We start from the raw sequence: 25,273 nt of genomic DNA, 5'->3' as shown, positions 1-25,273 counted from the left end.
AAACCGGGGCCGGGCCGCGCCACCGTGGTCCCGACACGCCGGGCGCGGCGGGCGTGGCCCGAGGTGACCGCGCCCCTGGTCAGCGCGGTGCACGCTCGGGACGGCACGGCTTGTCGACAAGGCAGTGGTGCGGAGGAGGGGTCGCCGACCGTTGCGGAGGGCCCGGGCAACGGTTCGGTCACGCGCCCTCCGGGAGGTGTCCCGGACAGCCGCCGCGCAGCACCGCCGTCCCTACCGTTCTCCCTGTCCGCGGCACCTTCCCCGACCGCGGCGACACCTGCAGGAGGACGTCGTGGCGATCGACCGGGCACCCGCTCCCCGCCCCGCGCACACGACCGACGACCTGACCCTGAGCGGCCTGCTCGACGTCCTGGAGCGGGCGGAGCCGCTGCTGCTGCGCGGCCGGCCCCGCCCGGTGCGGGCGGCCGTGCACCGGCAGGCCGCACGCCGTCCGACCGCCCGGCCGGTGCCGGTGGCGCGCCCCCGCCCCGCGGCCGGATCGGCCCGGGAGCCCCTCGCCGGCCGGCCGGCGGCCCCCGTCGGGCCCGCCGCGCCCGCCGCCGAGGCCGGGTCGTCAGCCCCGACGCTGCCCGGCGGCCTGCGGATCCGGGCCCGGAGGCTGGTGCGCCGGCTGGCGCTGTGGGGCGCCGGTCCGGGCGGAGTGCGGGCCCGCGCCCGGGGGCTGGTGCGCCGGCTGGCGCTGTGGGGCGCCGGTCCGGGCGGGGCGCACCTCGCCTGGGGCCGTCCCGCCGCGCCGCCCGCGCCGCTGTCCGCGCCCCTGCCCCGGCCGGACGGCCCGGTGGTGCTCACCGAGTTGCCGAGCACCCCCACGATCCAGCCCGCGGCGTCTTCCCCCGCCGCGGCGCTCCGTCCGGCCCGGCTCGCCCGGCCGGCCGTCCCGACCCGCGTCCCGGGAGTCGCGCCGCCCGCCCGGCAGCTGCCGGCACCGCGGCCCCTCCCGGCACCCCGGCCGCCGGGAACCGCCCGGGCCTCCGTCCCGGCCCGGAGCCGGGGCGATCCGCGCCCACCGCCGGCCCGCGGACAGCTGCCCGGCTGAGGGAGGACCCGTCCTCCCCGCCCTTCCGACGCGGCTGATCCCCGGCGCCCGCCGTCGACGCCTGTCCCCGCACCGCCTGCCAGCCGCCGACTGCCGGCCACCGTCTGCCCCGGTGGCCGCGCCCGTCGGCCCGCACCGGTCCTCGCTCCTCCCGACCGACCTCGCACCGCCCCTGGCGGTCCCCTCCGACGGTGGTCCTCCCGCCGCCCCAGCCGTCTCCGCACCACCGGTACCCGCCTCGACCCCCCGCCGACTGCGCCCCGTCGCAGCGCGCGGACCCTCCCGGGAGGCGGCGTCCGCAGTGCGGCACGCGCTGCCGGCGTCCGGGAACCGTCCGAGGGGACGACAGGTCCGCGCCGGTACCCGTTCCCCGGGTCTCTGACCGGCACCGACCTGGCCGGGCGCCGTCCGAGGACGGCCCGTCGCCCGCCGCCGGCGCCCGGGAGTCGACCGCAGGAGACCGCCCGGGCCGCACGGAGCCGCGCGAGCAGGCACCGCGCCGCGGGACGAGCCGCACGGCACGCCGACCCGCGCCGGCGGACGACGCCGTCGTCCGCACCCGCCGCTCGGCGGGCGCTCCTCTCGGACCCGGGGGCGCCCGCCGGGCGGTGTCCCCGGGCCGCTCCCGCCGCCGGGACCGGTCCGACACGTGTCGTGTCCGGCACAGTTCGTGGCCTCCCCGGCCCCGCCGTGAGAGAAAGGGACAGCTCCGTCGTCCCCGGTGAGCCGCACCGGGCAGCGCCGACGAGGCTCCGCCGCGAGCGCACCGGCCGCCGCGATCTCGGGAAGGTGCGAGTGAGTCGAGACGGAAGCGCCGGCCGGCCCCGCCCGGGCGCCGGGCTCCCCGACCGCGACCTGGAGGCCACCCGGCTGCGGATCGACCTGGCCGTCGACGCCGCCGGCATCGGCAGCTTCGACTGGGACCTGCTCACCGGCCGGCTGCGCTGGGACGACCGGCTGCTGGAGATCTTCGGCTACGACCGGGCGGACTTCGACGGCACCATCGGCGCCTTCGCCGCGCGCCTGCACCCCGACGACGCGCCGCGGACGACGGAGGCGCTCCGGCACGCCGTCGACACCTGCGGCGGGTACGACGCCGAGTTCCGCGTCGTCCTCCCGGACGGCGGGACCCGCTGGGTGCAGGGCCGCGGCCGGGCGCTGGCCGACGAGCGGGGCAGGCCGGTGCGCGTGCTGGGCGCCGCCTACGACACCACCGCCTCCCGGCACGCCGACGCCCGGGTCGCCCGCGTCCTGGAGACGATGAACGCCGCGTTCTTCGCCCTCGACCGGCAGTGGCGCTTCTCCTACGTCAACTCCGAGGCCGAGCGGGTGCTCGGCCGGCCGCGCGAGGAGCTGCTGGGCGGGGAGATCTGGGGGCTGTGCCCCGCGGCCGTGGACAGCGACTTCGAGGTGCACTACCGCGGCGCCGTCGAGACCGGCCGGGAGCGGGTCTTCGAGGCGTACCACCCCGCGCCGCTGGACGCCTGGTACGAGGTCCGGGCGTGGCCGGGGCCCGACGGGCTGTCGGTGTACCTCCTCGACGTCAGCGAGCGCAAGGCGGCCGAGGAGCGCGCCCGCAGCAGCGCCGCCCGGCTGGCGCTCATCGCCGAGGCGGGTGCGGTGACCGCGGAGGCACTGGGCTCGGGCGAGGGGGAGGTCGCGGCCCTGCAGCGGCTCGCCGAGGCGGTCGTCCCCGTGCTCGGGGACTGGGCGATCGTCAGCCTGGCCCACGAGGACGGCCGGGTCCGCGACGTCGGCAGCTGGCACCGCGACCCGGCCTGCCGGGGCACGGCGGCGCGCTACGCCGAGCTGCGGCTGGCCTCCATCCGGCCCGACGCCCCGGTCGTGCGGGCGCTGACCTCCGGCCGGACGCTGACCGTCGACGACGTCGGCGCGATCGTCGGGGTCAGCCTGCCGCCGGGCGAGGTGAGCGACGCCTTCTGGACCCTCGCGCCGCGGTCGGCGGTGACCCTGCCCCTGACCGCCCGCGGGCGCACGCTCGGCTCGCTGTCCGTCTACCGGTCCGCGGACCGGCCGGTCGCCGACGCCGCCGACGTCGCGGCCGCCCAGGAGGTCGCCTCGCGGGTGGCGCTGGCCCTGGACAACGCCCGCCTCTACGAGCAGCAGCGGCGGCTGGCCGAGGGGCTGCAGCGCAGCCTGCTCACCGCGCCGCCGACGCCCGACTCCGCCGAGATCGTGGTCCGCTACCGGCCGGCGGTGGAGGTCGCCGAGGTCGGCGGCGACTGGTACGACGCGTTCGTCCAGCCCTCCGGGACGACGATGCTGGTCATCGGGGACGTCGTCGGCCACGACACCGAGGCCGCGGCGGCCATGGGTCAGCTGCGCGGGCTGCTGCGGGGCATCGCCTACCGGCCCGGGGTGGGCCCGGCGCAGGTGCTGTGCGACCTCGACGCCGCCGTCCAGGGGCTGGGCATCAGCACCATGGCGACCGCGGCGGTGGCCCGGGTCGAGCAGACGCCGGAGCAGCGGGCCGCCGGCCTCACCACCCTGCGCTGGTCCAACGCCGGCCACCCGCCGCCCCTGCTGCTGCACGTCGACGGGCGGGTGGAGGAGCTGACGACCGGCCGCGCGGAGCTGATGCTGGGCGTCGACCCGGCCACGGTGCGCTCCGAGGACGTGCTCACCGTCCGCCGGGGGGCCACCCTGCTGCTCTACACCGACGGGCTGGTCGAGGGCCGCGACCTCCCCCTGGACGACGGCATCGCCCGGCTGCGCGCCGCGCTGGCCGAGTTCGGCGACCAGCCGCTGGAGCGGCTGTGCGACGCGGTGATCGAGCGGCTGCGCCCGGAGGGGCTGCAGGACGACATCGCCCTGGTGGCGATCCGCCTCCACCCGCAGTGAAAGGACCTCGTCCTCCCCTTGAAGGACCCCCTTGCCCCCCGCCATGAAAGGACCCCGTCCACCTCACCCCTCGGGAAAGGACCCCTTGCCCCCCACCGCTCGCAAGCTCGCGGCGGGACCCTGCAAGGGGCCAGAGCCTCGGGACGGGGCCTCGTGGCGGGACCCTGCAAGGGGGCCGTCGGAGGCTCGGGGCGGGACCCGGGACGAGGCCGGCGCATCAGCGGTCCGGCGGTCGTCGGGCACCTCACGGTCAGGCCACGGAGACCTCAGGCGCACCCGCCCGAGGCGATCACCAGGGCCCCGCGCTTGGTGATCCGCACCGGCGTCGGCAGCTCCGCCGCCGCCCGCAGCGCAGCCGACGGTGGTGCCTGCCGGCCGAGGAGGTAGTCGCGAACCGCGGCGGCGTCGGCCAGGGTCAGCAGCGGGGCGTCCCACCGCTCCACCGTCACACGGTCGAAGACCTCCGCCACCAGGGCCGGCGCCTCCTCCGCGTCGAACGACGTCGCCGGCCGCCGCCAGAACCGCGCGAGCTCCGGCGAGTCGCTCCGGGCGATGGCCGACGCCAGCAGCGTCCCGCCCGCCCGCAGGACCCGCCGGGCCTCGCGCAGCGCGGCGCACGGATCGGCCAGGTGGTACAGCATGTTGAGCGCCGTCACCGCGTCGAACGAGTCGTCGGCGAACGGCAGCCGTGCCGCGTCGCCGCGGACCACGGGCGGCGGGTGCGCGCGCACCATCGCGGCCGCGGCATCGAGCCCGACGACCAGCGGCCCGGGTGGCAGCGCCGATTGCAGCGCGCCGTCGGCACAGCCCACGTCCAGGGTCCGCCGTGCACCCAGGGCGACCAGCCGGGAGGAGACCTCCTCGTAGAGGCTCGCGGTGGAGGAGGCCCGGGCGACCGCCATGCCCAGCCGGTAGCGCTCCGGGGCCGAGTCGTAGTCGAAGACCACGCCACCCACGCCGACCAGCGTGGCACCACCGCGGGCGCACCGGACAGCCTGCCGGAGCAAAGGAGCCGGGCGGACGGGTGGTCAGGGGGCGAGCAGGGCCCAGACGTGCTTGCCGTCGCCGGTGACGTACCAGCCGTGCGTGGTGGCCAGCTCGGCGATGAGGTAGAGCCCCAGCCCGCCCTCGCTGGGGTCGCGGCCCAGGGCGGGGGACGGCGGGGTGCCCGGGGCGCCGTCGCGGACCTCGACCAGCCAGCCGGCGTCGGTGGTGCACACCGCGGCCCGGACGGCGCCGCCGCCGTGGCGCAGCGCGTTGGAGGCCATCTCGTCGAGGGCCAGGACCAGGCGGTCGCGCAGGTCGGCCAGGTCGGGCCCGAGGTGACGGCGCAGCTCGGCGCGCAGCTGCGGCAGTTCGGAGACGTCGACCAGGTCCCACTCGAGTCCGCCCAGCGCCGCCGGCGGTCGGGCGGAAGGCCACAGCGCGCCGGCCGTCTCCCGTGTCACGCGGATGGTCCCCTCACACGCTCGTCCCCCGTCCCCAGGCGCGACCGGTCGCGGCTCGCGGGCGAGCCGAACACCTGCGTATGGGTCCGCTGACGCCTCGTCAAACCTCCTGTAACAGCGATCACACGGGGGCTGCTCGTCGGAGCGCTGTCGGTCGGGCGGAGGTCGCCGCCCCGGATGCCGTGGAGCGGGTCACCGGCCAGTGGGGCGCGCTGTGCGACTCGGGGAGCGTCGTGGTCGCCGTGGTGCCCACCCAGGTGCTGCCCGGCGCGGGAGGGTCAGGCCCCGGCCGCGTCCAGGGCCTCGAGGTGGTCGCGGACGACGTCCGGGTCCCGCATGACCGCGCCCATCACCGCCCCTCCGCGCGCCCCGGCGGCCAGGAGGGCCGGCACGTCGGCGGGGCGGACCCCACCGAGGGCGTAGGCCGGCGGACCGAGGGGCTGCAGCCGGGCGAAGCCCTCGACGCCGAGGGCCGGCCCGTACCCGGGCTTGGACCGCGTGGGGAACACCGGCGACAGGAGGACCCAGTCGCAGCCCTCCTCGCGGGCCCCGCGGAGCTCGGCGGCGGAGTGGCAGGAGCGGCCGACCAGCGCCGGGCGGGGGTCGGGGAACGGGTCGGCGGCCGCCAGGTGGACGGCGGGGTGGGCGGGTCGGGCGCTTGCCCCGGCCACGACCAGCAGCCCGCCCACCGGGTCCAGCACCGCCCGCAGCTCGGCGGCCAGGGCGGCCCGCTCGTCCCCCGGCAGGTCCTTCTCCCGCAGCACGACCGCCCGGGCCCCGGCGTCCACCGCGGCGGCCACGACCTCGACCAGCGGACGGTCGCACTGCGTGCGGTCGGTGAGCACCAGCAGCCGAGGCAGGCTCACAGCTCCGGCAGGCCCTGGAACGGGGTGGAGGCCTCGGCGTGCCAGCGGCGCGGGATGCGCCCGGCGCGGCGGGCCAGCCGGCCGCCCTCGACGGCCTGCCGCATCGCCAGCGCCATCGCCTCCGGGTCGCGGGCGCGGGTCACCGCGGAGGCCAGCAGCACCGCGTCGCAGCCGAGCTCCATGGCCAGCGCGGCGTCGGAGGCGGTGCCGATGCCGGCGTCGAGCACCACGGGCACGGCCACCGCGTCGCGCAGCAGCGCGATGCTGTGCGGGTTGCGGATGCCCAGGCCGCTGCCGATCGGCGAGCCCAGGGGCATGACCGCGGCGCACCCGGCGTCGGCCAGCCGGCGGCCGAGGACGGGGTCGTCGGTGGTGTAGGGGAGCACGGTGAACCCCTCGGCGACCAGCTGCTCGGCGGCGTCGAGCAGCTCGACCGCGTCGGGCAGCAGGGTGTGCTCGTCGCCGATCACCTCGAGCTTGACCCAGTCGGTGCCGAACGCCTCGCGGGCCAGCCGGGCGGTCAGCACCGCCTCCCGGGCGGTGCGGCAGCCGGCGGTGTTGGGCAGCAGCCGCACCCCGCAGCGGTCGAGCACCTCGAGCATCGACGCGCTGGAGGACGCCTCCACCCGGCGCAGCGCCACCGTCACCAGCTGGGTGCCCGAGGCCCGCACGGCGGCCTCGAGGGTCTCCAGGCTGGGCACGCCGCCGGTGCCGAGCAGCAGCCGCGAGGTGAAGGTCCGCCCGCCGATCTCGAACGGGTCGGCCGCCTCCTCCCGGGCGAGGGCCGGGGCCAGGTCCTGGGTCAGCGTGATCAGCCTCCTGCGGTCGGGGCGAGCACCTCGAGGGCGTCGCCGGGGGAGAGCCGGGTCGCGGGCCAGCTGCCGCGGGGGACGACGTCCCCGTTGAGCGCCACCGCGACGCGGTCGTGGCCTCCGCTGCGGGCGGCGACCAGGTCGGCGACGGTCGCGTCGTCGGCCAGCTCGGTGGGGTCGCCGTTGACGGTCACCTGCACGACGGTTCCCTCTCGAAACGGGCGGGGGTGAAGGGAGCGGCCAGCTCGGGCAGCGTGCCGGTGGCCAGCAGGTCGGCGACCACCTCGGCGGTCACCGGCGCGAGCAGGACGCCGTTGCGGTGGTGGCCGGTGGCCAGCACCAGGCCGGGCAGGGCGCTCGGGCCCAGCAGCGGGGCGTTGTCCGGGGTGCCGGGCCGCCAGCGGGCCAGCGTCTCGACCAGCTCCAGCTCGCTGACCCCGGGGACGACGTCGATCGCGTCGTGCAGCAGGTCGTGCACCCCGCCGGCGGTGACGGTGGGGTCGAATCCGCGGTCCTCCACGGTGGCGCCCACGACCAGCCGGTCGCCGCCGTAGGGCACCAGGTAGACGGGCCGGCCGCGGACCAGTGCGCGGACGGTGCCCGCGAGCAGCCCGGCCGCCCCGGCCAGCCGCAGGACCTGGCCCTTCACCGGGCGCACCGGCAGCGGCGGGACACCGGGCAGCCCGGCGCTGTGCGCGCCGAGCGCGAGGACGACGGCGCCGGCCGCGACCGCGCCGCCGTCGGCCAGCCGCAGCCCGGCGGCCCGGTCGCCGTCGGTCAGCAGGGCGGCGGCCCGCTGCCGCACCAGCCGGACGCCGGCGTCCCGGGCGGCCACCAGCAGGGCGGCGTGCAGCGCGCGGCCGTCGACCGAGGAGTCCCCGGCGACGAGCAGCCCGCCCCGCACGCGCGGGGTCAGCGACGGCTCCCGGCGGCGGGCCGCCCGCGGCGTCAGCCGCTCGGCGTCCAGCCCGAGCTCTGCCTGGAAGGCGTGCAGCGCGGCGAGCTCGCGCACGTCGTCCTCGTCGAAGCCCACGACCAGGGTGCCGGCGGTGCGCAGTCCGACGTCCGCACCCGTGGCCCGCTGCAGCTCCTCGGCGAAGGCGGGCCAGCGCTGCAGCGACGCCAGGCCCAGCCGCAGCAGGGCCTCCTCGCGGTAACCGGCCTCGGTGACCGGGGCGAGCATCCCGGCCGCGGCGACGGAGGCGCCGGCTCCGGGGGAGTCGTCGACGACGGTGACCGCCAGCCCGCGCTGCGCCGCCCGCCAGGCGACCGCGAGCCCGATCAGCCCCCCGCCGGCGACCGCGACGTCGCTCACGGCCGGCGCACCCGGCGTCGCACCACCTGCGGCAGGCGGACCAGCGCGGTCAGCGCCACGGCGACGGCGAGGCTGACCAGCGACGCCGACCAGCCGTTGGCCGGGTCGATGCCCAGGTCGAGCTGGCGTTGCGTCCACCACGCCGTCCAGCCGGCTCCCGGCCCGGAGAAGTACGTCGGCAGCGTCAGCTGGTAGGCGAGGAACCCCGCCGTCCACGGGAGCAGGAACAGCGGCCGGGCCGGAGCGGCGTCGGAGGTGTCCCACTCGCCCCGCGGGGTGGTCAGGTAGGCGACCGCGAGGACGCCGGCCAGCGGGACGAACACCGCGCCGATGAGGAACAGGAACGGCTCGTAGGCGGCGATGTCGACGGTGAGCGCCAGGCCGGTGGCGATCCCGCCGACGACCAGGGCGAGCAGCCTGCGGTCGAGCCGGGCGACGACGTTCTGCGCCGACACCGCCGTCGAGTACACGTTGGCGAAGGCCTCGTCGAGCTCCACCGCGACCAGGACCAGCACGGCGACCGCGCCCAGCGGCACCGCCAGCAGCGCGTCGACGACGTCCAGCCCGGCGCTGCCGTAGGCGGCCAGCGCGAGGACCCCGAGGGTGAACATCACCACGGTCGCGACGCCGTAGCCCAGCGCCGACCCGGCGAAGGCCGCTCTCCCGCTGCGCACGTGGCGGGTGTAGTCGGCGACGAGCGGCACCCAGGAGACGGGCAGCGCGACGACCACGTCCACCGCCGCCCAGAAGGACGTCGCGCTGCCGTCGGTCAGCGGGGGCAGCGGCTGCCAGAGCACCTCGACGAACAGGTAGCCGATCGCCGCCAGCGCCGCCCACACCGCGTAGCGGGCCAGCAGCCGCACCACCCCCAGCGGGCGCAGCGCCATCGCGGTGGCCAGCCCGCCGGCGAGCAGCACGAACGGCCAGCGCGGCGCGTCGAGCACCCGCGACGCGGCCTCGGCGATGACCACGGTCTCGAAGGTCGCCCAGCCGACGCACTGCACCAGGTTCAGCGCCGTGGGCAGCCAGGAGGTGCGCCGGCCGAGCAGGCCGCGCAGCAGCACCATCGTCGGCACGCGCTCGCGCGCACCGGCCGCCGCGGCCAGCCCGAGCAGCACCGACCCGACGGCCGCGCCGACGACGACCGCGCCGATGGTGAGCGCCAGCGGCCGGCCGGGGAGGACGACGAAGACGGCGGCCACCGGCAGCAGCACGCTGATGCCCAGGTTGCCCCACAGCCCCAGCGCGTCGCGCAGGCCCAGCGTGGCGACGGGCCGCTCGGTCAGGGTGAGGGGCGCGTCCGCGGTGGGCGCGCCGGTGCGGACGGCGTCCGAGGTGCTCATGGCCGCTCCCTACGCCGGCATTACCCGGTCAGGTTCCAGCGGTCGGCGGCGCGTCCAGCCGCCCTCTCAGCCCGGTCGACCCGAGCTCCCGCACGTGGCAGTGCCCACCATAGGCCCCCGCCGCGGACCACGCCGCGGTCGGCGGCCCCGGACTCGTACAGTCGCCGCCGTGCCGGTCGCCGACCTCCTCCCCCGCCACCCCGAGGCCTGGCGGCGGGCCACGCGCCACCCGTTCCTCGACGCGGTCCGCGACGGAACGGTCCCGGCCGCGGCCTTCGACACCTGGCTGGTGCAGGACGCCCGCTTCGTCGCCGACCTGCTGCGCTTCCAGGCCCGGCTGCTCGCCCGGGCGCCCCGGCCGGCGCAGGCGGTGGTGGCCGGCGGCCTCGTCGCGCTGGTCGAGGAGCTCGACTGGTTCGACGAGCAGGCCGCCGTCCGCGGGCTGGACCTGGGGGCACCGGCGCTGCCGGCCACCGCGGCCTACGCCGACCTGCTGGCGCGCCTCGACGACGCCGACGTCGGGACGGCGCTGACCGCGCTGTGGACGATCGAGCGCACCTACCTCGACGCCTGGTCGTACGCCCGCCCGGGGGCGCCCGCCTTCCGGCCGTTCGTCGAGCACTGGACCGTGCCGGCGTTCGCGACCTACGTGTCCGGCCTCGAGGCGGCGGCCGACGCCGTCCCGGCGCCGGAGCCGGACGCCGTCTTCGCCGAGGTGGTCGCCGCGGAGGCCGCCTTCTGGGAGATGGCGGTGGATGCAGTATGAGTCTGTCCGCCGACCTGTGGGCGGCCAACGCCGACCTGGCCGCCGAGGCGCTGGCCTCGCCGTTCGTGGCCGCTCTGGGGGACGGCACGCTGCCGCGGGAGCGCTTCGCCGGGTACGTGGCCCAGGACGCGTTCTTCCTGGAGTCCTTCGCCCGCGCCTACGCCCTCGGCGTCGCGCACAGCCCCGACCGGGCCACCCTCGACGTCTTCGCCGACCTGCTGGCCGGCGTCCGCGAGGAGCTGCGGCTGCACGCCGGCTACGCCGCCCGCTCCGGCATCGACCTGGCGGCCGTCGAGCCGCTGCCGGCGACGCTGGCCTACACCGACTTCCTGCTGGCGACGGCGTCCCTCGGCGGGGTCGGCCTGACCGCGGCGGCGATGACGCCGTGCATGCGGCTCTACGCCCACCTGGGGCGGGCGCTGTCGGCGGAGGCGGCCGGGGACTACGCGGAGTGGGTCACCACCTACGCCGACCCGGGGTTCGACGAGCTGGCCGCGACGCTCGAGGCGCTGCTCGACCGAACCGCGGACGACGTCCCCGCCGTCCGGACCGCCTACCGGCGGGCGATGCAGCTGGAGGTCGGCTTCTTCGCCGCCGCCTGGCACGCCACCTGACCTGGACATGGGAAGCGATACGTGCGTCTTGGCCCCGAGAACGCACGTATCGCTTCCCATGCCTCGGGAGCTGCGGCGAGAACGCACGATCCCGACCGAGCGGCCCTCGCGCCGGGCCCGCTCCCGGACGGCCGACAGCACGTCGTCGATGGACGGGGTCGTGCGCCCGCGTCGGACGCTAGGCCACCACTCCGATGAGCAGGTGGGCGTTGAGGGCGATGACCAGCGCCGCGACGACCGACCCGGCGGCGGTGGTGACCCGCCGGTTGACCCAGCCGCCCATGAGGTCGCGGCGGCTGGTCAGCCACAGCAGCGGCACCAGCGCGAACGGGATGCCGAAGGAGAGCACCACCTGCGACCAGACCAGCGCGGTCGTCGGGTCACCGCCGAGCAGCAGCACGACCAGCGCTGGCGCCAGCGTGATCATCCGCCGGGCCAGCACCGGCACGTGCCGGCGCAGGAAGCCGGCCATCACCACCTGGCCGGCGTGGGTGCCCACCGACGACGACGCCAGCCCCGAGGCCAGCAGGGCCAGCGCGAACGCGATCGCGGCGCCGGTGCCGAGCTGGTCGCCGAGGCCGGCGTGCACGCTTTGCAGCGAGCCGGCGTCGGCCGCTCCGGTGAACAGCTGCGCGGCCACGACGAGCATCGCCGCATTGACCAGGCCGGCCAGCCCCATGGCCAGCAGCACGTCCAGGCGCTGGGCGCGCAGCAGTCGGCGGCGGCCGGCGGCCGTGCGGCCGGCGGTGACCACGTCGCCGTAGCGGCCCGGGGTGAGCGCGGAGTGCACGTAGATCACGTGCGGCATCACCGTCGCGCCCAGGATGCCGGTGGCCAGCACCAGGCTCTGCGGCCCGTCGAAGGAGGGCACCAGGCCGCCGGCGACCCCGCCGAAGTCGACGCCCGAGCCGAGCAGCGTGTAGCCGAAGCCGGCGCCGATGACCAGCAGCAGCCCGGCGATCACCCGCTCGAACGGCCGGTGCCCGCGCGACTGCGCGCCCAGGAGCACGAAGGCCACCACGGCGGTGATTCCCCCGCCGATCGGCAGGGGGACGCCGAAGAGCAGGTTCAGCGCCACCGCGCCGCCGACGATCTCGGCGAGGTCGGTGGCGATCGCCACGGCCTCGGCTTGGGCCCACAGCCCCCAGGTGACCGGCCGGGGCAGCCGCTCCCGGCACAGCGTGGCCAGGTCGCGGCCGGTGGCCAGGCCGAGCTTGGCGGTCAGCGACTGGATGAGCACCGCCATCAGGTTGGCCGCGACGATCACCCACAGCAGCGTGTAGCCGAAGGCCGCGCCGCCGGAGAAGTTGGTGGCGAAGTTGCCCGGGTCGACGTAGGCGACCGCGGCCACGAACGCCGGCCCCAGCAGCGGCCAGACCCGCCGCCGGCCGCGCGTCTGCGGGAGTCGTCTCGGCGTGCCGGCCAGCGTGGTGGGCAGGACGGCGGCCTCGGTCTTCGACAGGTACACGGCGGCCTCGCGGGGGTGCGACGGTGGACGGGCGCTCCTGCTCGTGCCCGTCGCGGGTGACACACCGGGGCCAGGCCGTGGCCCCCGCGGGCCGACCTCGGCTCAGTGCCGGGCGGCGCGGACCAGCTCGTCGATCCGGCGGGCGTGCGCGCCGCGCCAGTACAGCCGGCCGCAGGCCGGGCACCGGGAGAACTCGTCGTAGCTGCGGCGGGTACCCGCCGGCAGCCGGTCGGCGATCGCGGCCTTCGCCACGGTCTCGAGCCGGGCGCCGCAGGCGGTGCAGCGGGTCAGGGGGGCCAGCTCCGGGGCGAACCGGTCGAGGACGTCGGCGAGCTGCTCGTCCGGTCCGCTGCCGCGCACCAGGGCACCCCGCACCCCGCGGCGCATGAGCAGGCCGCGGTCCTGGGTGAGCAGCACCCGGTCCTCGGCGGCGGCCCGCGCGGCGAGTTCGGCGTCATCGGCGTCGTTGGACCACGCCGCGTCCAGGCCCAGGAGCCGTAGCCGCCGTCCCAGCGCGCCCAGGCCGACGTCCAGCAGCAAGCCGCCGGCCGGTACCGGCTGCGGCCGGGCGACCGGCGCCACCTCCACGACGCTGCCCGGCCGGGAGCGCGCCTCCGGCCGGGCCGGGACGCCGTCCAGCCGGAGCTCTCCGACCTCGGTCAGCGGCACCCCCGCCGCCTGGACGACGTGCGCCAGCGTGGCGTCCGGGTCGAAGCCGAGCCGGCGCTCCCGGGTCGGCCGGTCCCGCGGACGCAGGAGGAACGCCAGCTCGGGCGCGACCCGGACGGTGACGCTCATCGGGCGACGACGCGGAGGGTCTCCATCGACGGGTCGGCGGCGTCGGGCACGAGCATCCCCGCCCGCACACCGCTGGCGAGGTAGTCGACCGCCTCCCGGCTGATCCGCTCGCCGGGCGCCAGCACCGGCACGCCGGGCGGGTAGGGGCTGACCATCTCGGCAGCCACCCGGCCCACCGCCTGCGCCACCGGCACCTGCTCGACACGGGCGAAGAACGCCTCCCGCGGCGTCATCACCTGCTCCAGCTCCAGGCCCCGCGGGGCGGGCAGGTCGACCCGCGGCGGGCGCTGCATCGACGCCGCACCGTCGACGAGGGCACGCAGCGCGTCGACGAGCACCCCGGCGGTCTCGTCGTCGTCGGCGGAGGTGAACCGCGCGCTGATCCGGCAGGCGTCGGCCGAGCCGACGTCGACGTGCCGCTCGGTGCGCAGCCAGTCACCGGCCTGGTAGCCGGTGATGCCCAGGCCGCGGACGTCGACGGTGAGCACCAGCGGGTCGAGGTCGAACGCCATCCCGGGGCCCACCACCTCCCGGCCCATGAGGTCGAGGCCGGGCAGAGCGGCGACGGCGTCGGAGACCCGGCCGGCCCGTTCGATCGCCGCGCCCAGCAGCTGCTTGCCGTGCTGGACCATCTGCCGCCGCCAGCCGTCGAGGGTCAGGTAGACCAGCGAGGACGAGCTGGTCGTCCCCCGCAGGTCCTCCCGCTGCTTCAGCACGGTGGGGTCGACCCGGTCGCCCTGCAGGTGGAACACCGAGCTCTGCTCGATCGCCGCTCCCATCTTGTGCACGCTGGTGACCACGACGTCGGCGCAGGAGTCCATGCCCCATGCCGGGAGATCCGGGTGGAACGGCAGATGCGCTCCCCAGGCCTCGTCGACGACCAGCGGGACGTCGCGCTCGTGGCAGACCCGGGCGACCCCGGCGACGTCGGCGCAGGTGCCCCAGTCGGTCGGGGTGATCAGCAGCATGCCCTTGGCGTCCGGGTGCGCTCCCAGGGCGCGGCGGACGTCGTCCGGCTCCGGCGGGTGGGCCAGCTGCCGCTCGGCGTCGAAGTGCGGGTGCACCCAGACCGGCCGGATGCCGCTGATGATCAACCCGGCGACCACCGACTTGTGCGCGTTGCGGCTGACCAGCAGCTCCTCACCCGGGCCGGCGGCGGAGATCATCGCGCTCTTCACCGACAGCGAGCTGCCGCAGGTCGAGAAGAAGGCGTGGTCGGCGCCGACGGCGTCGGCCATGAGCTCCTCGGCCCGGGTCACGACGCCCTGCGACTCCCGCCGGTCGTCCAACCCGCCCAGCGAGAGGACGTCGGAGGCGAACACGCCCTCCCCGACGACCTCCACGACCCGCGGGTCGGCGCCCCGGCCCTGCTTGTGGCCGGGCGGGCCGAAGACGACGTCGCCGCGGCGGCGGAACTCCTGCAGGGCCTCGAGGACGGGTGCGCGCGAGTGGTCCATGGCCGGCCCCTACCCGATCAGGGGCGGCCAATACTTGAAGTCTCAAGCAAATTGCCGCACACTGGGTGCGTCGTCCGACCGAGCAGGAGCCCGCCGTGCCCGTCCAGCGCCTCAACCACGCCGTCCTCTACGTCCGGGACGTCGCCCGCAGCACCGCCTTCTACCGCGACGTCCTCGGCTTCCGGGTGAGGACCGAGATCCCCGGCGCCGCCGTCTTCCTGCAGGCCGAGGGGTCGACCAACGACCACGACCTGGGCCTGTTCCGGATCGGCGCCGGCGCCGGTGCCTCGGAGGCCGGCCGGCGCACCGTGGGCCTCTACCACCTGGCCTGGGAGGTCGACACCCTCGCCGAGCTCGCCCGCATCCGCGACGCGCTGCGGCAGGCCGGCGCGCTGGTCGGCGCCTCCGACCACGTCACCACCAAGGCCCTCTACGCGCAGGACCCCGACGGCCTGGAGTTCGAGGTCTCCTGGTTGCTCCCCGCCGAGCTGATCACCCCGGGGCTCACCGAGGGCGCGGCGATGACCGCGCCGCTGGACCTCGATGGCGAGATCGCCCGCTACGGCGCGCACACCCGCGGCGGCGTCGGGGTCTCCGTCCCCGCCTGAAGAAGGACCCCCTGCCCCCCGCCATGGAAGGACCCCGTCCTCCTCACGCCTCGCAGGCTCGGCGCGAGCCTCGGGACGGGGCCAGCGGCGGGACCCTGCCGCTCGTACCGCTACGGCGACGGGCGCGAGCACGACGAACTGCTCTGGGCCCGGCTCGCCGACGACCCGGTGCCCGACCTCAGCAGCCGCACCTGACCGAGGAGACGGCGGTGAGCGGGTCGACGGCGGGGCGGTGCCCGCCGTCCGCCGTCGCCACGGGCAGCCCCTCGCGCGCCCAGTACTCGAAGCCGCCGAGCATCTCCCGCACCCGGTAGCCCAGCTGCGCCAGCGCGAGCGCGGCCCGCGTCGCGCCGTTGCACCCCGGGCCCCAGCAGTAGGTGACGACCGGGACGGACCGGTCCAGCTCGGCCGGTGCGCGCTCGGGGACCTCGCGGCCGAGCAGGTGCACCGCGCCGGGGACGTGGCCGGCATCCCATGCCTCGCGGCTGCGGCTGTCGAGCAGCACGAAGCCCGGCGCGCCGGACTCCAGCGCCGCGTGCACGTCGCTCACGTCGGTCTCCACGGCCAGCTTCCGGGCGAAGTGGGCGGCGGCGTCGGCAGGCCGGGTCGTCCAGTCGGTGGCCACGCCCCGATGGTGGCGCTGCCCGGGGCGCCCCACGAGGCCCGTTCCTGCCGACGACCGCGGCGGACCGGTCACCTCTTGACGCGGCGCGGCCTGACATCTGAGATGTCAGTCGTGTCCCTCTCGCCGGTCGGCCGCGTGCTGCTGCGGGACGTGGCGCTCGTCCGCATCCGGACGGCGATCGTCTCCGGCGACCTCGCCCCCGGGGCGGTGGTCAAGGACGCCGAGCTGGCCCGGCGGCTGGGGCTGTCGGTCGCGCCGGTGCGGGCGGCGCTGGCCCGCCTGGCCGACGAGGGCCTGGTCGAGGCCAAGCCGCAGAGCCACACCCGGATCACCCCGCTGCGGGTGGCCGAGGTCCGCGACGCCGTGGTGGTGGTCCGCGCCGTGCACGAGCTGGCCGTCCGGCAGGCCGCTGCCGCCACGACCCCGGACGACGTGACCGCGATGCGCGCCGCCAACGAGCGGTTCGCCGCCGCGGTCGCCGCCGGGGACGTCGACGCCGCGCTGACCGCCGACGACGCCCTGCACGGCGTGCTGCTCGCCCGGTGCGGCAACACCGCGGTCACCGCCACCGTCGAGCGCCTCACCCCCGCCGTCCGCCGGCTGGAGCGCCAGCGCTTCGCCGCCGCGCACGGCCGCGAGTCCGTCGTCCTGCACGACCGCCTGATCGCCGCCTGCGCGGCAGCCGACGTCGACGCCGCGGTCGCCACCACCACCGAGATCTGGACGGCGTTGCTGTCCGAGCTGGAGGAGACCCCCGATGAGCCTCGCTGACTTCCCCCGCCACCCGCTGCTGTTCGGCCCGTCGCCGGTGCACCGGCTCGACCGGCTCACCGAGCACCTCGGCGGCGCCGCCGTCTGGGCCAAGCGGGAGGACTGCAACTCCGGGATCGCCTACGGCGGCAACAAGACCCGCAAGCTCGAGTACCTGGTCGCCGACGCGCTGGCCCAGGGCTGCGACACGCTGGTCTCCATCGGCGGCGTGCAGAGCAACCACACCCGCCAGGTCGCCGCCGTCGCCGCCTCCGTGGGCCTGCGGTGCGTGCTCGTGCAGGAGAGCTGGGTGGACTGGCCCGACGCCGTCTACGACAAGGTCGGCAACATCCTGATCAGCCGGCTGGCCGGCGCCGACGTCCGGCTGGTGAGGGCCGGGTTCGGCATCGGGTTCAAGGAGAGCTGGGAGGCGGCGCTCGCCGAGATCGAGGAGCGCGGCGGGAAGCCCTACGCCATCCCGGCCGGGGCGAGCGACCACCCGCTCGGCGGCCTGGGGTTCGTGAACTGGGCGCACGAGGTGGCCGCGCAGGAGGCCGAGCTCGGCGTCTTCTTCGACACCGTCGTCGTCTGCTCGGTGACCGGGTCGACCCAGGCCGGGATGGTCGCCGGCTTCGCCCATCTGGAAGAGGACGGCGGCCGGCCGCGCCGGGTGCTCGGCGTCGACGCCAGCGCCAAGCCGGCCGAGACCCGCGACCAGGTGCTGCGCATCGCCCAGCGCACGGCCGAGGCGATCGGGGTCCGGCGGCCGATCACCGCCGACGACGTCGAGCTCGACGAGCGCTACTCCGCGGGGACCTACGGCATCCCCGACGAGGCGACGATCCGCGCGATGCAGACCGCGGCCCGCACCGAGGGCATGGTCACCGACCCGGTGTACGAGGGGAAGTCGATGGCGGCGACCATCGACCTGGTCGGCCGCGGCGAGATCGACCCGTCGTCCACCGTGCTCTACGCCCACCTCGGCGGACAGCCGGCGCTCAACGGCTACAGCGCCCTGTTCTCCTGAAGAAGGACCCCGTCCCGGCCCCGTCCCGAGGCTCACCCCGAGCCTGCGAGGGGTGAGGGGGACGGGGTCCTTCCAGGGGCCCGCGGTGCCCTGGAGGGGGCCGACCCACGATGCTCACAGGCGCCAGGCCGGGCGAACCAGGCGGTCCAGCAGCTCCAGCCGGCGTCGGGCCGCCGGCCGCCGGCCGGGCCCCTCGCCGCCGCCGGACCAGCTGCGCCGGGCAGCCCGGAACCCCGCGCCGACCAGCCGCCGGAGGACGAGGATCACCCCGGCGGTGACGACCGCCTGCCAGCTCGGGTTGCCGACCAGGCGCAGCAGGCCGGCGGCGACCAGCAGGTCCAGCAGCACGCCGATCGCCAGCGGCGGGTGGCGCGTGGTGGCCAGGGCGACGAGGGCGGCGACGAGCGCGGCCCCGACGACCGCCGAGGACGCCGTGCCCGCGACCTGCTCGAGCACGGTCACACCGTCCGGCCCCGGGCCAGGTCCGTCGGGTCGGGCACGGCCCGGCCCCGCTCGTGCTCCTCGGCGACCTGCCGGCGCTCCTCGGCGATCTCCTTGCCGAGGAAGTAGTTCAGCGCCGTCCGGATCGCCGCGACCGCGGCCAGCTGTCCCAGTTCCCGGAAGCTCGGCGCCACCGCCGTCCGCAGCACGTCGCTGGCCAGCTGGAACTCCAGGCCCAGGGCCAGGAACCGGCCGAGGGTGAGCCGCACCGGCACGAACGCCGACGTGCTGCGCTCACGCAGGCCGGCGTACACGAAGCGGACGAAGGCCCACACGGCCCCGATGATGATCACTGCGGCGCCGCAGGCCTCCACCACGGTGACCAGGACGCTGACGACTTCGGCGAGCAGCTCTTCCACCTGCCCGCCCTACCCCGGGCGGCGCGGCAGCTCACTCCTGCAGATCGGCGCCGAGCAGGTCGGCGGGGGTGCCGGTGAGCGTGTCGAGCGCCTGTCGGACGCACCGCTCCGCGAAGGAGACGTGCGACTCCAGGATCGCGGCCAGGCCGTCGAGCTCGCCGGCCAGCGCCGGGCCGCCCTCCTGGGGTTCACAGCGGGACGGCGAGCTCGCTGCGCTCCAGCGCCTCGCGCAGGTCGGGCCGCCACGGCGCCAGCCCGGACCCGGCCAGGACGACGTCCCGGACGAACGCGTGCCACACCGGCGCCCGCCGCACCATGCTGTGCCCGCCGGCGACGGTGAACCGCGCGATGCGGGCCCCGGCGCGCTGCGCCCGGGCGGCGAAGTCGGCCGACAGCGCCGCCGGCACCCACCGGTCGCCCCGGCCGTGCAGGACCGCGACCGTCCGTCCGCGCAGCTGCTCGACCGGCTCGCCCGGCGGGGTCCACGGGGCGAGCGCGCAGACCGCTGCCACCTGTGCGCCCTCGCCGGCCCGCAGCACCGCCCGGCCGCCCATCGAGTGGCCGACCAGCACCACCGGGACGTCGTCCCCGTGCCGTTCCCCCAGCTCGGACAGGGCCCAGCGGACGTCGGCGTGGGCGTCGGCCGCCGCGCCGTTCCAGCCGGCCACCCGGTAGCGGAGCAGGTGGGTGGCCACCCCGCGGTCGGCGGTCGACGCGCGCACGAACTGCTCGATCGCGCGCATCCGCAGCAGGGACAGCGCCCGCTCCCGAGGCGGCTCGACGCTGGCCACCGTGCCGCCGTGGCAGAAGAGGACGAGCGCCCGGGTCGGCCCGGACGCGGGGGCGTGCTCGAGGGTCGGTCGCGCGAGGCCGGAGGTCACCGCCGACGGCGGCGCCCGCCGCGGAGCGTGGTACGGGCGCGGTCGCCGAGGTCGCCGGCCTTGTACAGCGCCCGGGTCGCCCGCGTCGATCCGGTCCGGCGCTCCAGCGCCCGCCCCACGCGGCGCAGCAGGCCGGTGGCGAGCGGGAGGACGACGGTCAGGAGCAGCCACGTGCGCAGCCGGCTGGTCAGGAGGAGCCACATGATCGCCAGTCTGCCCCGTGGCGTCCCGCGGCAACCGTGCCGGTCAGTCCGGGTCGGGTGCGAGCCGGACCACCATCTTCCCCGTGTTGGCTCCGCGGAGGAGGTCGAGGAAGGCCGGCACGGCGTTCTCGATGCCCTCGTACACCGTCTCCCGGACGACGAGGCGGCCCTCGCGCAGCCAGCCCGACACGGTCTCGGTGAACTCCGGCCGCAGCTCGGCGTGGTCGCCGACGAGGAACCCGCGCAGGGTCAGCCGCCGGCCCACCATCAGCGACAAGTTGCGCGGGCCCTGCGGCGGCTCGACGGCGTTGTAGCCGGAGATCGACCCGCACAGCGCGGCCCGGCCGTGCACCCGCAGCGCGCCGATCGCCGCCTCCAGGTGCTCGCCACCGACGTTGTCGAAGAACACGTCCACGCCGTCCGGGGCGGCGGCGCGCAGCAGCTGCGCGACCGGCCCCTCGTGGTAGTCGAAGGCCGCGGTGAAGCCGAGCTCGCGCAGCCAGGCCACCTTCTCCGGCGACCCGGCGCTGCCCACCACCGACCCGGCGCCGCGCAGCCGGGCGAACTGGCCGACCAGGCTGCCCACGGCCCCGGCGGCGCCGGAGACGAACACGTCCTCGCCCGGGCGCAGGCCGGCCACCCGGAACAGTCCGGTGTAGGCGGTCAGCCCGGGCATGCCGAGCACGCCCAGGTACCAGGACGGGGAGACGTCGGTGGCGGCCGGCAGCCGGGTCACCTGCGCGGCGTCCAGGACGGCGACCTCGCGCCAGGCGGCGTCGGTGAGCACCAGCGACCCCTCGGGCAGCTCCGGTGCCCGCGAGGCCACCACCCGGCCGACGGCGCCGCCGCGCATCACCTCGCCGACCTCCCACGGCGGGGCGTAGGACGGCTCCGGCCGCATCCGGCCGCGCATGTACGGGTCGACCGACATCACCACCATCCGGACGACGACCTGCCCCTCGGCCGGCTCGGGGACCGGCACCTCGACCAGCCGGAAGTCCTCTGGGGTCGGTTCACCGTGCGGCCGGGCGGCCAGGTGCCACTCACGCGTCGTCGTCGTCACGGTCCGATCCTGCATCCGCCGAGGTCGCGCCGCCTGGTTGCCCGATACGTCCTACGCTCGGGGCATGTTCTCCTCCCGGGCCAAGACCCAGCCGGTGGCACCCGAGGACGCCCTGCCGGGCCGCCCCGACCCGCTGCCGAACGTCCCCGAGACGCACGCGGTCAACGGCAACCGCATCAAGCCACCCTTCCCCGAGGGCCTGCAGACCGCCGTCTTCGGCGCCGGCTGCTTCTGGGGGGTCGAGCAGGTCTTCTGGCAGACGCCGGGCGTCTACTCCACCGCGGTCGGCTACGCCGGCGGGTACACGCCCAACCCGACCTACGAGGAGGTCTGCGCGGCGCGCACCGGCCACACCGAGGTCGTGCTGGCCGTCTTCGACCCGGCGGTGGTCTCCTACGACCAGCTGCTCAAGGTGTTCTGGGAGGACCACGACCCCACCCAGGGCATGCGGCAGGGCAACGACGTCGGCACCCAGTACCGCTCGGCGATCTACGTCCAGACGCCGGAGCAGGAGGCCGCCGCCCGGGCCAGCCGGGAGGCCTTCCAGCAGCGGCTGACGGCGGCCGGCTACGGCGAGATCACCACCGAGATCGCCCCGCTGCGCGACTTCTTCTACGCCGAGGACTACCACCAGCAGTACCTGTACAAGGTGCCGAACGGCTACTGCCCGATCCACTCCACCGGCGTCTCCTGCCCGGTCGGCATCTCCGGCGTCTAACCGCATCCCCCTGGGCATGGGAAGCGATACGTGCGCATCCGGCACCAGAACGGGTGTATCGCTTCCCATGCCTCAGGCGGCCCTGAGCGGGGTGCTCGCGCTGCTGCGGCGGGAGCCGGACGTCGAGGCCCCGGACCTGGTCGCCGTCGACGCCACCGACCGACTGCTGCTCGACGAGGCGGCCCCGCTGCTCGCGGCGGCCGGCCCCGGCGAGGTGGCCGTCGTCGACGACTCGTACGGCGCGCTGACCCTCGGCGCGGTCACCACCGGCGCCCGCGACGTCCGGGTGCACCAGGACCTGCTGGTCGGCGAGCTGGCCCTGGCCCGCAACGCCGAGCGCACCGGACTGGCCGGCACCTACCGCCCGCTGCCGCTGGGCCCGGGGCTGGCGGACGGCGCCCGCGTGGTGCTGGCCAAGGCGCCGAGGTCGCTCGACGCGCTGCGCGAGCTGACCGAGGTGGTCGCGGCATCGGCCGGCCCGGAGGTCACCCTGCTCGTCGGCGGGCAGGTCAAGCACATGACCCCGGCGATGAACGACGTCCTGGCCGGCGGGTTCACCGAGGTGCACGCCACGCTGGCCCGGCAGAAGTCGCGGCTGCTGGTCGCCCGCGGACCCCGGCCGGGGGTGACGTCGTCCTTTCCTCGCCGGCAGGAGCACCCCGACCTGGGCCTCGCCGTCTGCGCGCACGGCGCGGCGTTCGCCGGCACGCGGGTGGACGCCGGCACCCGCGCCCTCCTGCGCGCGCTCCCCCGCGCGGCGCCGGACGCCCGGACGGCGCTCGACCTCGGCTGCGGCACCGGCGTGCTGGCCACCGCGCTGGCCCGGGCCCGGCCGCAGCTGGCGGTGCTGGCCAGCGACGCCTCCGCCGCGGCGGTGGCCTCGGCGCAGGCGACGGTGCGGGCCAACGAGTTGGGCGACCGGGTGCGGGTGACGAGGGACGACGCGGCGTCCACCGTCGCGGCCGGGAGCGTCGACCTGGTCGTCTGCAACCCGCCGTTCCACGTGGGCGCGGCCGTGGTGACCGCCGCCGCCGACCGGCTCTTCGCCGCGGCCGCGCGGGTGCTGCGGCCCGGCGGTCAGCTGTGGTGCGTCTACAACAACCGGCTGCCGCACCGGGCGGCGCTGCGCCGGCTGGTCGGCCCGACCCGGGTGGCCGCCGCCGACCGCTGGTTCACCGTCACCGTCTCCACCCGCCGCAGTCGAGGCTGAGCCAGCGGTGCCAGGCGCCTGCTCGTCGCTGCGCCGGCCCTGCCGTCAGGGAGGCCGGCCGACCCCGTCGAGGTAGCCGTCCAGCGCCGCCGCGGCGCGCACCATCGCCCGTGACCGGCCGGTGAGGGCGGCCTCACGGCACGCGACGACCGTGCGGATCGCCGTCGCGTCGCCGCTGTCGCGGAGGGCACAGAGCACGTCGCGGATCTGGTCGAGCCGGGAGTACGCCAGGCGCATCTGGTGGGCGATCCGGGCGTCGCGGACGTCGACGGGTGAGTAGCTGCGGTACCCGCGCGACCCGGTACGGGCCGGGGACACCAGCCCGGCGGCGTCCCAGGAGCGCAGGGTGGAGGGGCGGACGCCGAGCGCTTCGGCCACCTGGCCGATCAGCATGTCGTCCTCCGCCCGCACGTCGGCCAGGACCTCGTCGGCCACGGCCTCGAGGGCCCGGCGGGTGGCGCGCAGCGCCGACCGCTGGCTCTGCAGCTCGGCGTGGCCGGCGTCGACGAGCTCGAGGGCCGCGGCGAGGTCCCCGGCGCGGACGGCCCGCATGACCGCCCGGGCGGCGGGTGCGCCGAACCCCCGCAGCAGGGCGCGGTAGGTCAGCAGCGCCTGCAGGTGGCGCTCGTCGTAGCGGCGCTGCCCGCTGGGGATGCGCTGCACCGGGGGCAGGACGCCGCTGGCCTCGTCGTTGCGGACCTGCTGGGTCGAGATGCCGGCCGCCCGGGCGAGGTCGACCGGCCGGTACGGACCGCTGCCTCTCCCCATGGCCTCCTCCGCGGTTGGCGGGTTCTCACCCGCCCACCTGCCGGGATCTCCGCCGGACCCTCAACCAGCTCGTGAATGCCATGGTGGAGGCATGGCCACCGATCCGGAACCCGGCGAGCGGACCAGCACGGCCCGGCTGCACGACGGCACGCAGATCGAGGTGGTGACGGTCGGCCGCGGTCCGCACGTCCTGCTCCTCGTGCGTCCCCGGCCGCACGACCCGGACGCCGCGACCGCGATGCGGCAGTGGGGAGCCGACCCCGACGCCGGGGCGACGCTGGTCCACGGCCTCGCCGACACCCGCACCGTCGTGGCGGCGGACTACGAGGGCCACCGGCTGGCCTCCCCGGCACCGGACACCCTGACCCCCGACGCCGTCGCCGCCGACCTGCTCGCGGTCGCCGACGCGGCCGGCGCCGAGAGGTTCGTCTGCTACGGCTACTCCTGGCTCGCGCTGGCCGCCCTCCAGCTCGCCGTCCGCACCGACCGGCTGACCGGCCTGGTGATGGGGGGCTTCCCGCCGGTCGGCGGGCCGTACGCCGAGATGCTGGCGGTGACCCGCGCCGCGCACGCCATGGCGGTCGCGCAGAGCGACGCGGCCGCCCCGGACGGCCCCGAGGTCGAGCCGGGGGACTGGAGCGCGGTGCGCGTGCAGACCGGCTCCGGCCAGACCCGGCAGTTCGTCACCCTCTACGAGGCGCTGCAGGACGTCGACGACGCGGCCGCCTCCGCTCGGCTGGACGTGCCGCGTGCCTGCTTCGCCGGCGAGCTCGACGTCATCGAGTACGGCCCCGACTGGGGCGGCGTCCGCGTCGCCATCGGCGAGGCCCTCGCCCGGTACCGGGACGAGCTGCAGGCGGCGGGCTGGGCCGTCGAGCTCCTGCCCGGGCTCGACCACCTGACCGCCGCGCACGGCGACGTCGTCCTGCCGCTGCTGCGTCGTCGGCTCCCCGTGGCCGCCGCGTGAGCGACGACGCGCCGCTGACGGACCTGCGGGTGTGCTTCCTCGGCGGCTCCTTCGTCGCCGGCGTCGGCGACCCCGACCACCTGGGCTGGGTGGGCCGGCTGGCCGCCCGCACCCACCGCGGCGGGCGGCCCCGTCCCGGGTCCCGGCCTGGGCTTGCGAAGGCTGGGGAGGACGGGGTCCTCCTACTACGAGGGCGGGGAGGACGGGGTCCTCTTCGGCCGCCGGGTAGGTCGAGTAGGGGCGTGGTCGTGTACGTCGGTGCTCCTGACCGGCGCAGTCGGTGCGCGGAGCGGCCGGGGACACCCGGTCGAGCAAGGAACGAGCGCCATGGTTGCCATCCGCACCGTTCCTGGCAGACTGGGGACGTGGCCCACCTCCTGCGGGGGGGTGTGGAAGTGAGGACCGGGACGCCCGCGGATCGTGGGACCCGGTCCTCGCGCTCTCCGGAGCCGCTCACGCGGGTCGATGCCGCTCCTCCGGGTCAGTGGGTGGCGACCTCGATCTCCTCCACTCGACCCACCAGGTCCAGCCAGTCCGTCCGGCCCGTCGTGCGAGCCGCGCCGTAGGCACCTGCGATGGCGTCCGGGACCCACAGGAGCGGCTCCTCCACGGCCCGGGCGGTCTCCACCCACAGCGCACCGGTGATCAGCCGCCGACCGCGCCGACCTCGACCGGCTCGCCGGCCGCGACCCTCCCGGGGACGTGCCCTCCCCGGGAGGGCAACCCGCCCCGACCTACCATCACCCTCGTGATGCCGGTCGTGACCGAGCGTGCGAGGTCACGCAGA

General features: G+C 76.8%; 28 protein-coding genes and 1 riboswitch. Of the genes, 10 read left to right on the top strand and 18 right to left on the bottom strand.

All coding sequences use genetic code 11. The features are described 5' to 3' along the window. Positions 1–292 precede the first annotated feature (292 nt). Positions 293–1,057, top strand: a complete 765-nt coding sequence (locus tag DQ238_RS17355; protein ID WP_113782517.1) for a hypothetical protein — start codon at positions 293–295, stop codon at positions 1,055–1,057. Between the two features lie 795 nt (positions 1,058–1,852). After that, complete coding sequence (locus DQ238_RS17350) at positions 1,853–3,919, top strand: SpoIIE family protein phosphatase (RefSeq protein ID WP_113782516.1); 2,067 nt, start codon at positions 1,853–1,855, stop codon at positions 3,917–3,919. Between the two features lie 266 nt (positions 3,920–4,185). Here the strand turns inward: DQ238_RS17350 and DQ238_RS17345 are convergent, their stop codons facing one another. From DQ238_RS17345 to DQ238_RS17315, 7 genes are all read right to left on the bottom strand, one after another. Next, positions 4,186–4,875, bottom strand: a complete 690-nt coding sequence (locus DQ238_RS17345) for a class I SAM-dependent methyltransferase (protein ID WP_113782515.1) — start codon at positions 4,873–4,875, stop codon at positions 4,186–4,188. Positions 4,876–4,947: 72 nt separating this feature from the next. After that, a complete protein-coding gene (locus DQ238_RS17340) occupies positions 4,948–5,367 on the bottom strand; it encodes an ATP-binding protein (protein WP_113782514.1) in 420 nt (139 codons plus the stop codon). A gap of 278 nt (positions 5,368–5,645) precedes the next feature. Further along, positions 5,646–6,233: a thiamine phosphate synthase gene (locus tag DQ238_RS17335; RefSeq protein WP_113782513.1), complete on the bottom strand. Its 588-nt coding sequence runs from the start codon at positions 6,231–6,233 to the stop codon at positions 5,646–5,648. After that, the gene (locus DQ238_RS17330; RefSeq protein WP_113782512.1) at positions 6,230–7,027 is read right to left on the bottom strand and encodes a thiazole synthase; all 798 of its coding nucleotides are present in this window, start codon (positions 7,025–7,027) and stop codon (positions 6,230–6,232) included. The genes DQ238_RS17335 and DQ238_RS17330 overlap by 4 nt, the downstream gene beginning before the upstream one ends. 17 nt (positions 7,028–7,044) lie before the next feature. Next, a complete protein-coding gene (gene thiS, locus DQ238_RS17325) occupies positions 7,045–7,245 on the bottom strand; it encodes a sulfur carrier protein ThiS (RefSeq protein ID WP_113782511.1) in 201 nt (66 codons plus the stop codon). After that, entirely contained in the window at positions 7,236–8,360 is a 1,125-nt protein-coding gene (gene thiO / locus DQ238_RS17320; protein WP_113782510.1) for a glycine oxidase ThiO, read from the bottom strand. The genes thiS and thiO overlap by 10 nt, the downstream gene beginning before the upstream one ends. Continuing rightward, complete coding sequence (locus tag DQ238_RS17315) at positions 8,357–9,703, bottom strand: cytosine permease (RefSeq protein ID WP_113782509.1); 1,347 nt, start codon at positions 9,701–9,703, stop codon at positions 8,357–8,359. Before DQ238_RS17315 ends, thiO begins: the two co-directional genes overlap by 4 nt. Then, positions 9,693–9,805: riboswitch (TPP riboswitch) on the bottom strand. Its footprint overlaps the gene before it by 11 nt. A 67-nt stretch (positions 9,806–9,872) precedes the next feature. Here DQ238_RS17315 and DQ238_RS17310 point away from each other — a divergent pair. Both DQ238_RS17310 and DQ238_RS17305 read left to right on the top strand, forming a co-directional pair. Continuing rightward, entirely contained in the window at positions 9,873–10,469 is a 597-nt protein-coding gene (locus DQ238_RS17310; RefSeq protein WP_113782508.1) for a TenA family transcriptional regulator, read from the top strand. After that, a complete protein-coding gene (locus tag DQ238_RS17305; protein WP_113782507.1) occupies positions 10,466–11,083 on the top strand; it encodes a TenA family protein in 618 nt (205 codons plus the stop codon). Before DQ238_RS17310 ends, DQ238_RS17305 begins: the two co-directional genes overlap by 4 nt. 178 nt (positions 11,084–11,261) lie before the next feature. Here the strand turns inward: DQ238_RS17305 and DQ238_RS17300 are convergent, their stop codons facing one another. From DQ238_RS17300 to DQ238_RS17290, 3 genes are all read right to left on the bottom strand, one after another. Further along, complete coding sequence (locus tag DQ238_RS17300; protein ID WP_113782506.1) at positions 11,262–12,551, bottom strand: Nramp family divalent metal transporter; 1,290 nt, start codon at positions 12,549–12,551, stop codon at positions 11,262–11,264. Between the two features lie 102 nt (positions 12,552–12,653). Then, on the bottom strand, positions 12,654–13,349 hold the full coding sequence (locus DQ238_RS17295; protein WP_113782505.1) for a Mut7-C RNAse domain-containing protein: 696 nt from the start codon (positions 13,347–13,349) through the stop codon (positions 12,654–12,656). Continuing rightward, positions 13,346–14,806, bottom strand: a complete 1,461-nt coding sequence (locus tag DQ238_RS17290; protein ID WP_113782504.1) for an aminotransferase class I/II-fold pyridoxal phosphate-dependent enzyme — start codon at positions 14,804–14,806, stop codon at positions 13,346–13,348. The genes DQ238_RS17295 and DQ238_RS17290 overlap by 4 nt, the downstream gene beginning before the upstream one ends. Positions 14,807–14,901: 95 nt before the next feature. Here DQ238_RS17290 and DQ238_RS17285 point away from each other — a divergent pair, with 95 nt between their 5' ends. Further along, on the top strand, positions 14,902–15,414 hold the full coding sequence (locus tag DQ238_RS17285) for a VOC family protein (protein ID WP_113782503.1): 513 nt from the start codon (positions 14,902–14,904) through the stop codon (positions 15,412–15,414). A gap of 178 nt (positions 15,415–15,592) precedes the next feature. Here DQ238_RS17285 and DQ238_RS17275 read toward each other — a convergent pair whose 3' ends face one another. Then, entirely contained in the window at positions 15,593–16,039 is a 447-nt protein-coding gene (locus DQ238_RS17275) for a rhodanese-like domain-containing protein (RefSeq protein ID WP_113782502.1), read from the bottom strand. 111 nt (positions 16,040–16,150) lie between these two features. Here DQ238_RS17275 and DQ238_RS17270 point away from each other — a divergent pair, with 111 nt between their 5' ends. After that, the gene (locus DQ238_RS17270) at positions 16,151–16,810 is read left to right on the top strand and encodes a GntR family transcriptional regulator (protein ID WP_199506417.1); all 660 of its coding nucleotides are present in this window, start codon (positions 16,151–16,153) and stop codon (positions 16,808–16,810) included. Next, positions 16,797–17,816, top strand: a complete 1,020-nt coding sequence (locus DQ238_RS17265; RefSeq protein WP_113782500.1) for a 1-aminocyclopropane-1-carboxylate deaminase — start codon at positions 16,797–16,799, stop codon at positions 17,814–17,816. The genes DQ238_RS17270 and DQ238_RS17265 overlap by 14 nt, the downstream gene beginning before the upstream one ends. A 114-nt stretch (positions 17,817–17,930) precedes the next feature. Here the strand turns inward: DQ238_RS17265 and DQ238_RS17260 are convergent, their stop codons facing one another. From DQ238_RS17260 to DQ238_RS17240, 5 genes are all read right to left on the bottom strand, one after another. Next, positions 17,931–18,272 (bottom strand): hypothetical protein, encoded by a 342-nt coding sequence (locus tag DQ238_RS17260; RefSeq protein WP_147263105.1) that lies wholly within the window; start codon positions 18,270–18,272, stop codon positions 17,931–17,933. Positions 18,273–18,274: 2 nt separating this feature from the next. Next, positions 18,275–18,676, bottom strand: coding sequence for a DUF1622 domain-containing protein (locus DQ238_RS17255; RefSeq protein WP_113782498.1), 402 nt, complete (start codon positions 18,674–18,676; stop codon positions 18,275–18,277). A gap of 188 nt (positions 18,677–18,864) precedes the next feature. Beyond that, on the bottom strand, positions 18,865–19,557 hold the full coding sequence (locus DQ238_RS17250) for an alpha/beta fold hydrolase (protein ID WP_113782497.1): 693 nt from the start codon (positions 19,555–19,557) through the stop codon (positions 18,865–18,867). Beyond that, the gene (locus DQ238_RS17245) at positions 19,554–19,760 is read right to left on the bottom strand and encodes a hypothetical protein (protein ID WP_113782496.1); all 207 of its coding nucleotides are present in this window, start codon (positions 19,758–19,760) and stop codon (positions 19,554–19,556) included. Before DQ238_RS17245 ends, DQ238_RS17250 begins: the two co-directional genes overlap by 4 nt. A gap of 43 nt (positions 19,761–19,803) precedes the next feature. Next, positions 19,804–20,838, bottom strand: coding sequence for an NADP-dependent oxidoreductase (locus DQ238_RS17240; RefSeq protein ID WP_113782495.1), 1,035 nt, complete (start codon positions 20,836–20,838; stop codon positions 19,804–19,806). 49 nt (positions 20,839–20,887) lie between these two features. Here DQ238_RS17240 and msrA point away from each other — a divergent pair, with 49 nt between their 5' ends. Beyond that, positions 20,888–21,541 carry a peptide-methionine (S)-S-oxide reductase MsrA gene (gene msrA, locus DQ238_RS17235; protein WP_113782494.1) on the top strand — a complete coding sequence of 218 codons (654 nt, stop codon included), beginning with the start codon at positions 20,888–20,890 and terminating at the stop codon, positions 21,539–21,541. 67 nt (positions 21,542–21,608) lie between these two features. Beyond that, positions 21,609–22,751: a class I SAM-dependent methyltransferase gene (locus DQ238_RS17230; protein WP_113782493.1), complete on the top strand. Its 1,143-nt coding sequence runs from the start codon at positions 21,609–21,611 to the stop codon at positions 22,749–22,751. A gap of 45 nt (positions 22,752–22,796) precedes the next feature. On the opposite strand, the gene DQ238_RS17225 is transcribed toward DQ238_RS17230, so the two are convergent. Further along, complete coding sequence (locus DQ238_RS17225) at positions 22,797–23,519, bottom strand: MerR family transcriptional regulator (protein WP_113782492.1); 723 nt, start codon at positions 23,517–23,519, stop codon at positions 22,797–22,799. Between the two features lie 91 nt (positions 23,520–23,610). Here DQ238_RS17225 and DQ238_RS17220 point away from each other — a divergent pair, with 91 nt between their 5' ends. Then, the gene (locus tag DQ238_RS17220) at positions 23,611–24,486 is read left to right on the top strand and encodes an alpha/beta hydrolase (RefSeq protein ID WP_113782491.1); all 876 of its coding nucleotides are present in this window, start codon (positions 23,611–23,613) and stop codon (positions 24,484–24,486) included. A gap of 481 nt (positions 24,487–24,967) precedes the next feature. On the opposite strand, the gene DQ238_RS24145 is transcribed toward DQ238_RS17220, so the two are convergent. Continuing rightward, positions 24,968–25,096, bottom strand: coding sequence for a hypothetical protein (locus tag DQ238_RS24145; RefSeq protein WP_255418066.1), 129 nt, complete (start codon positions 25,094–25,096; stop codon positions 24,968–24,970). Positions 25,097–25,273 lie beyond the last annotated feature (177 nt).

The sequence above is a fragment of the Geodermatophilus sp. TF02-6 genome (assembly GCF_003319115.1).
Taxonomy (GTDB): domain Bacteria; phylum Actinomycetota; class Actinomycetes; order Mycobacteriales; family Geodermatophilaceae; genus Geodermatophilus.
Note: the sequence above shows the minus strand (reverse complement) of the source record. Positions and strands in the feature narration are given on the sequence as shown.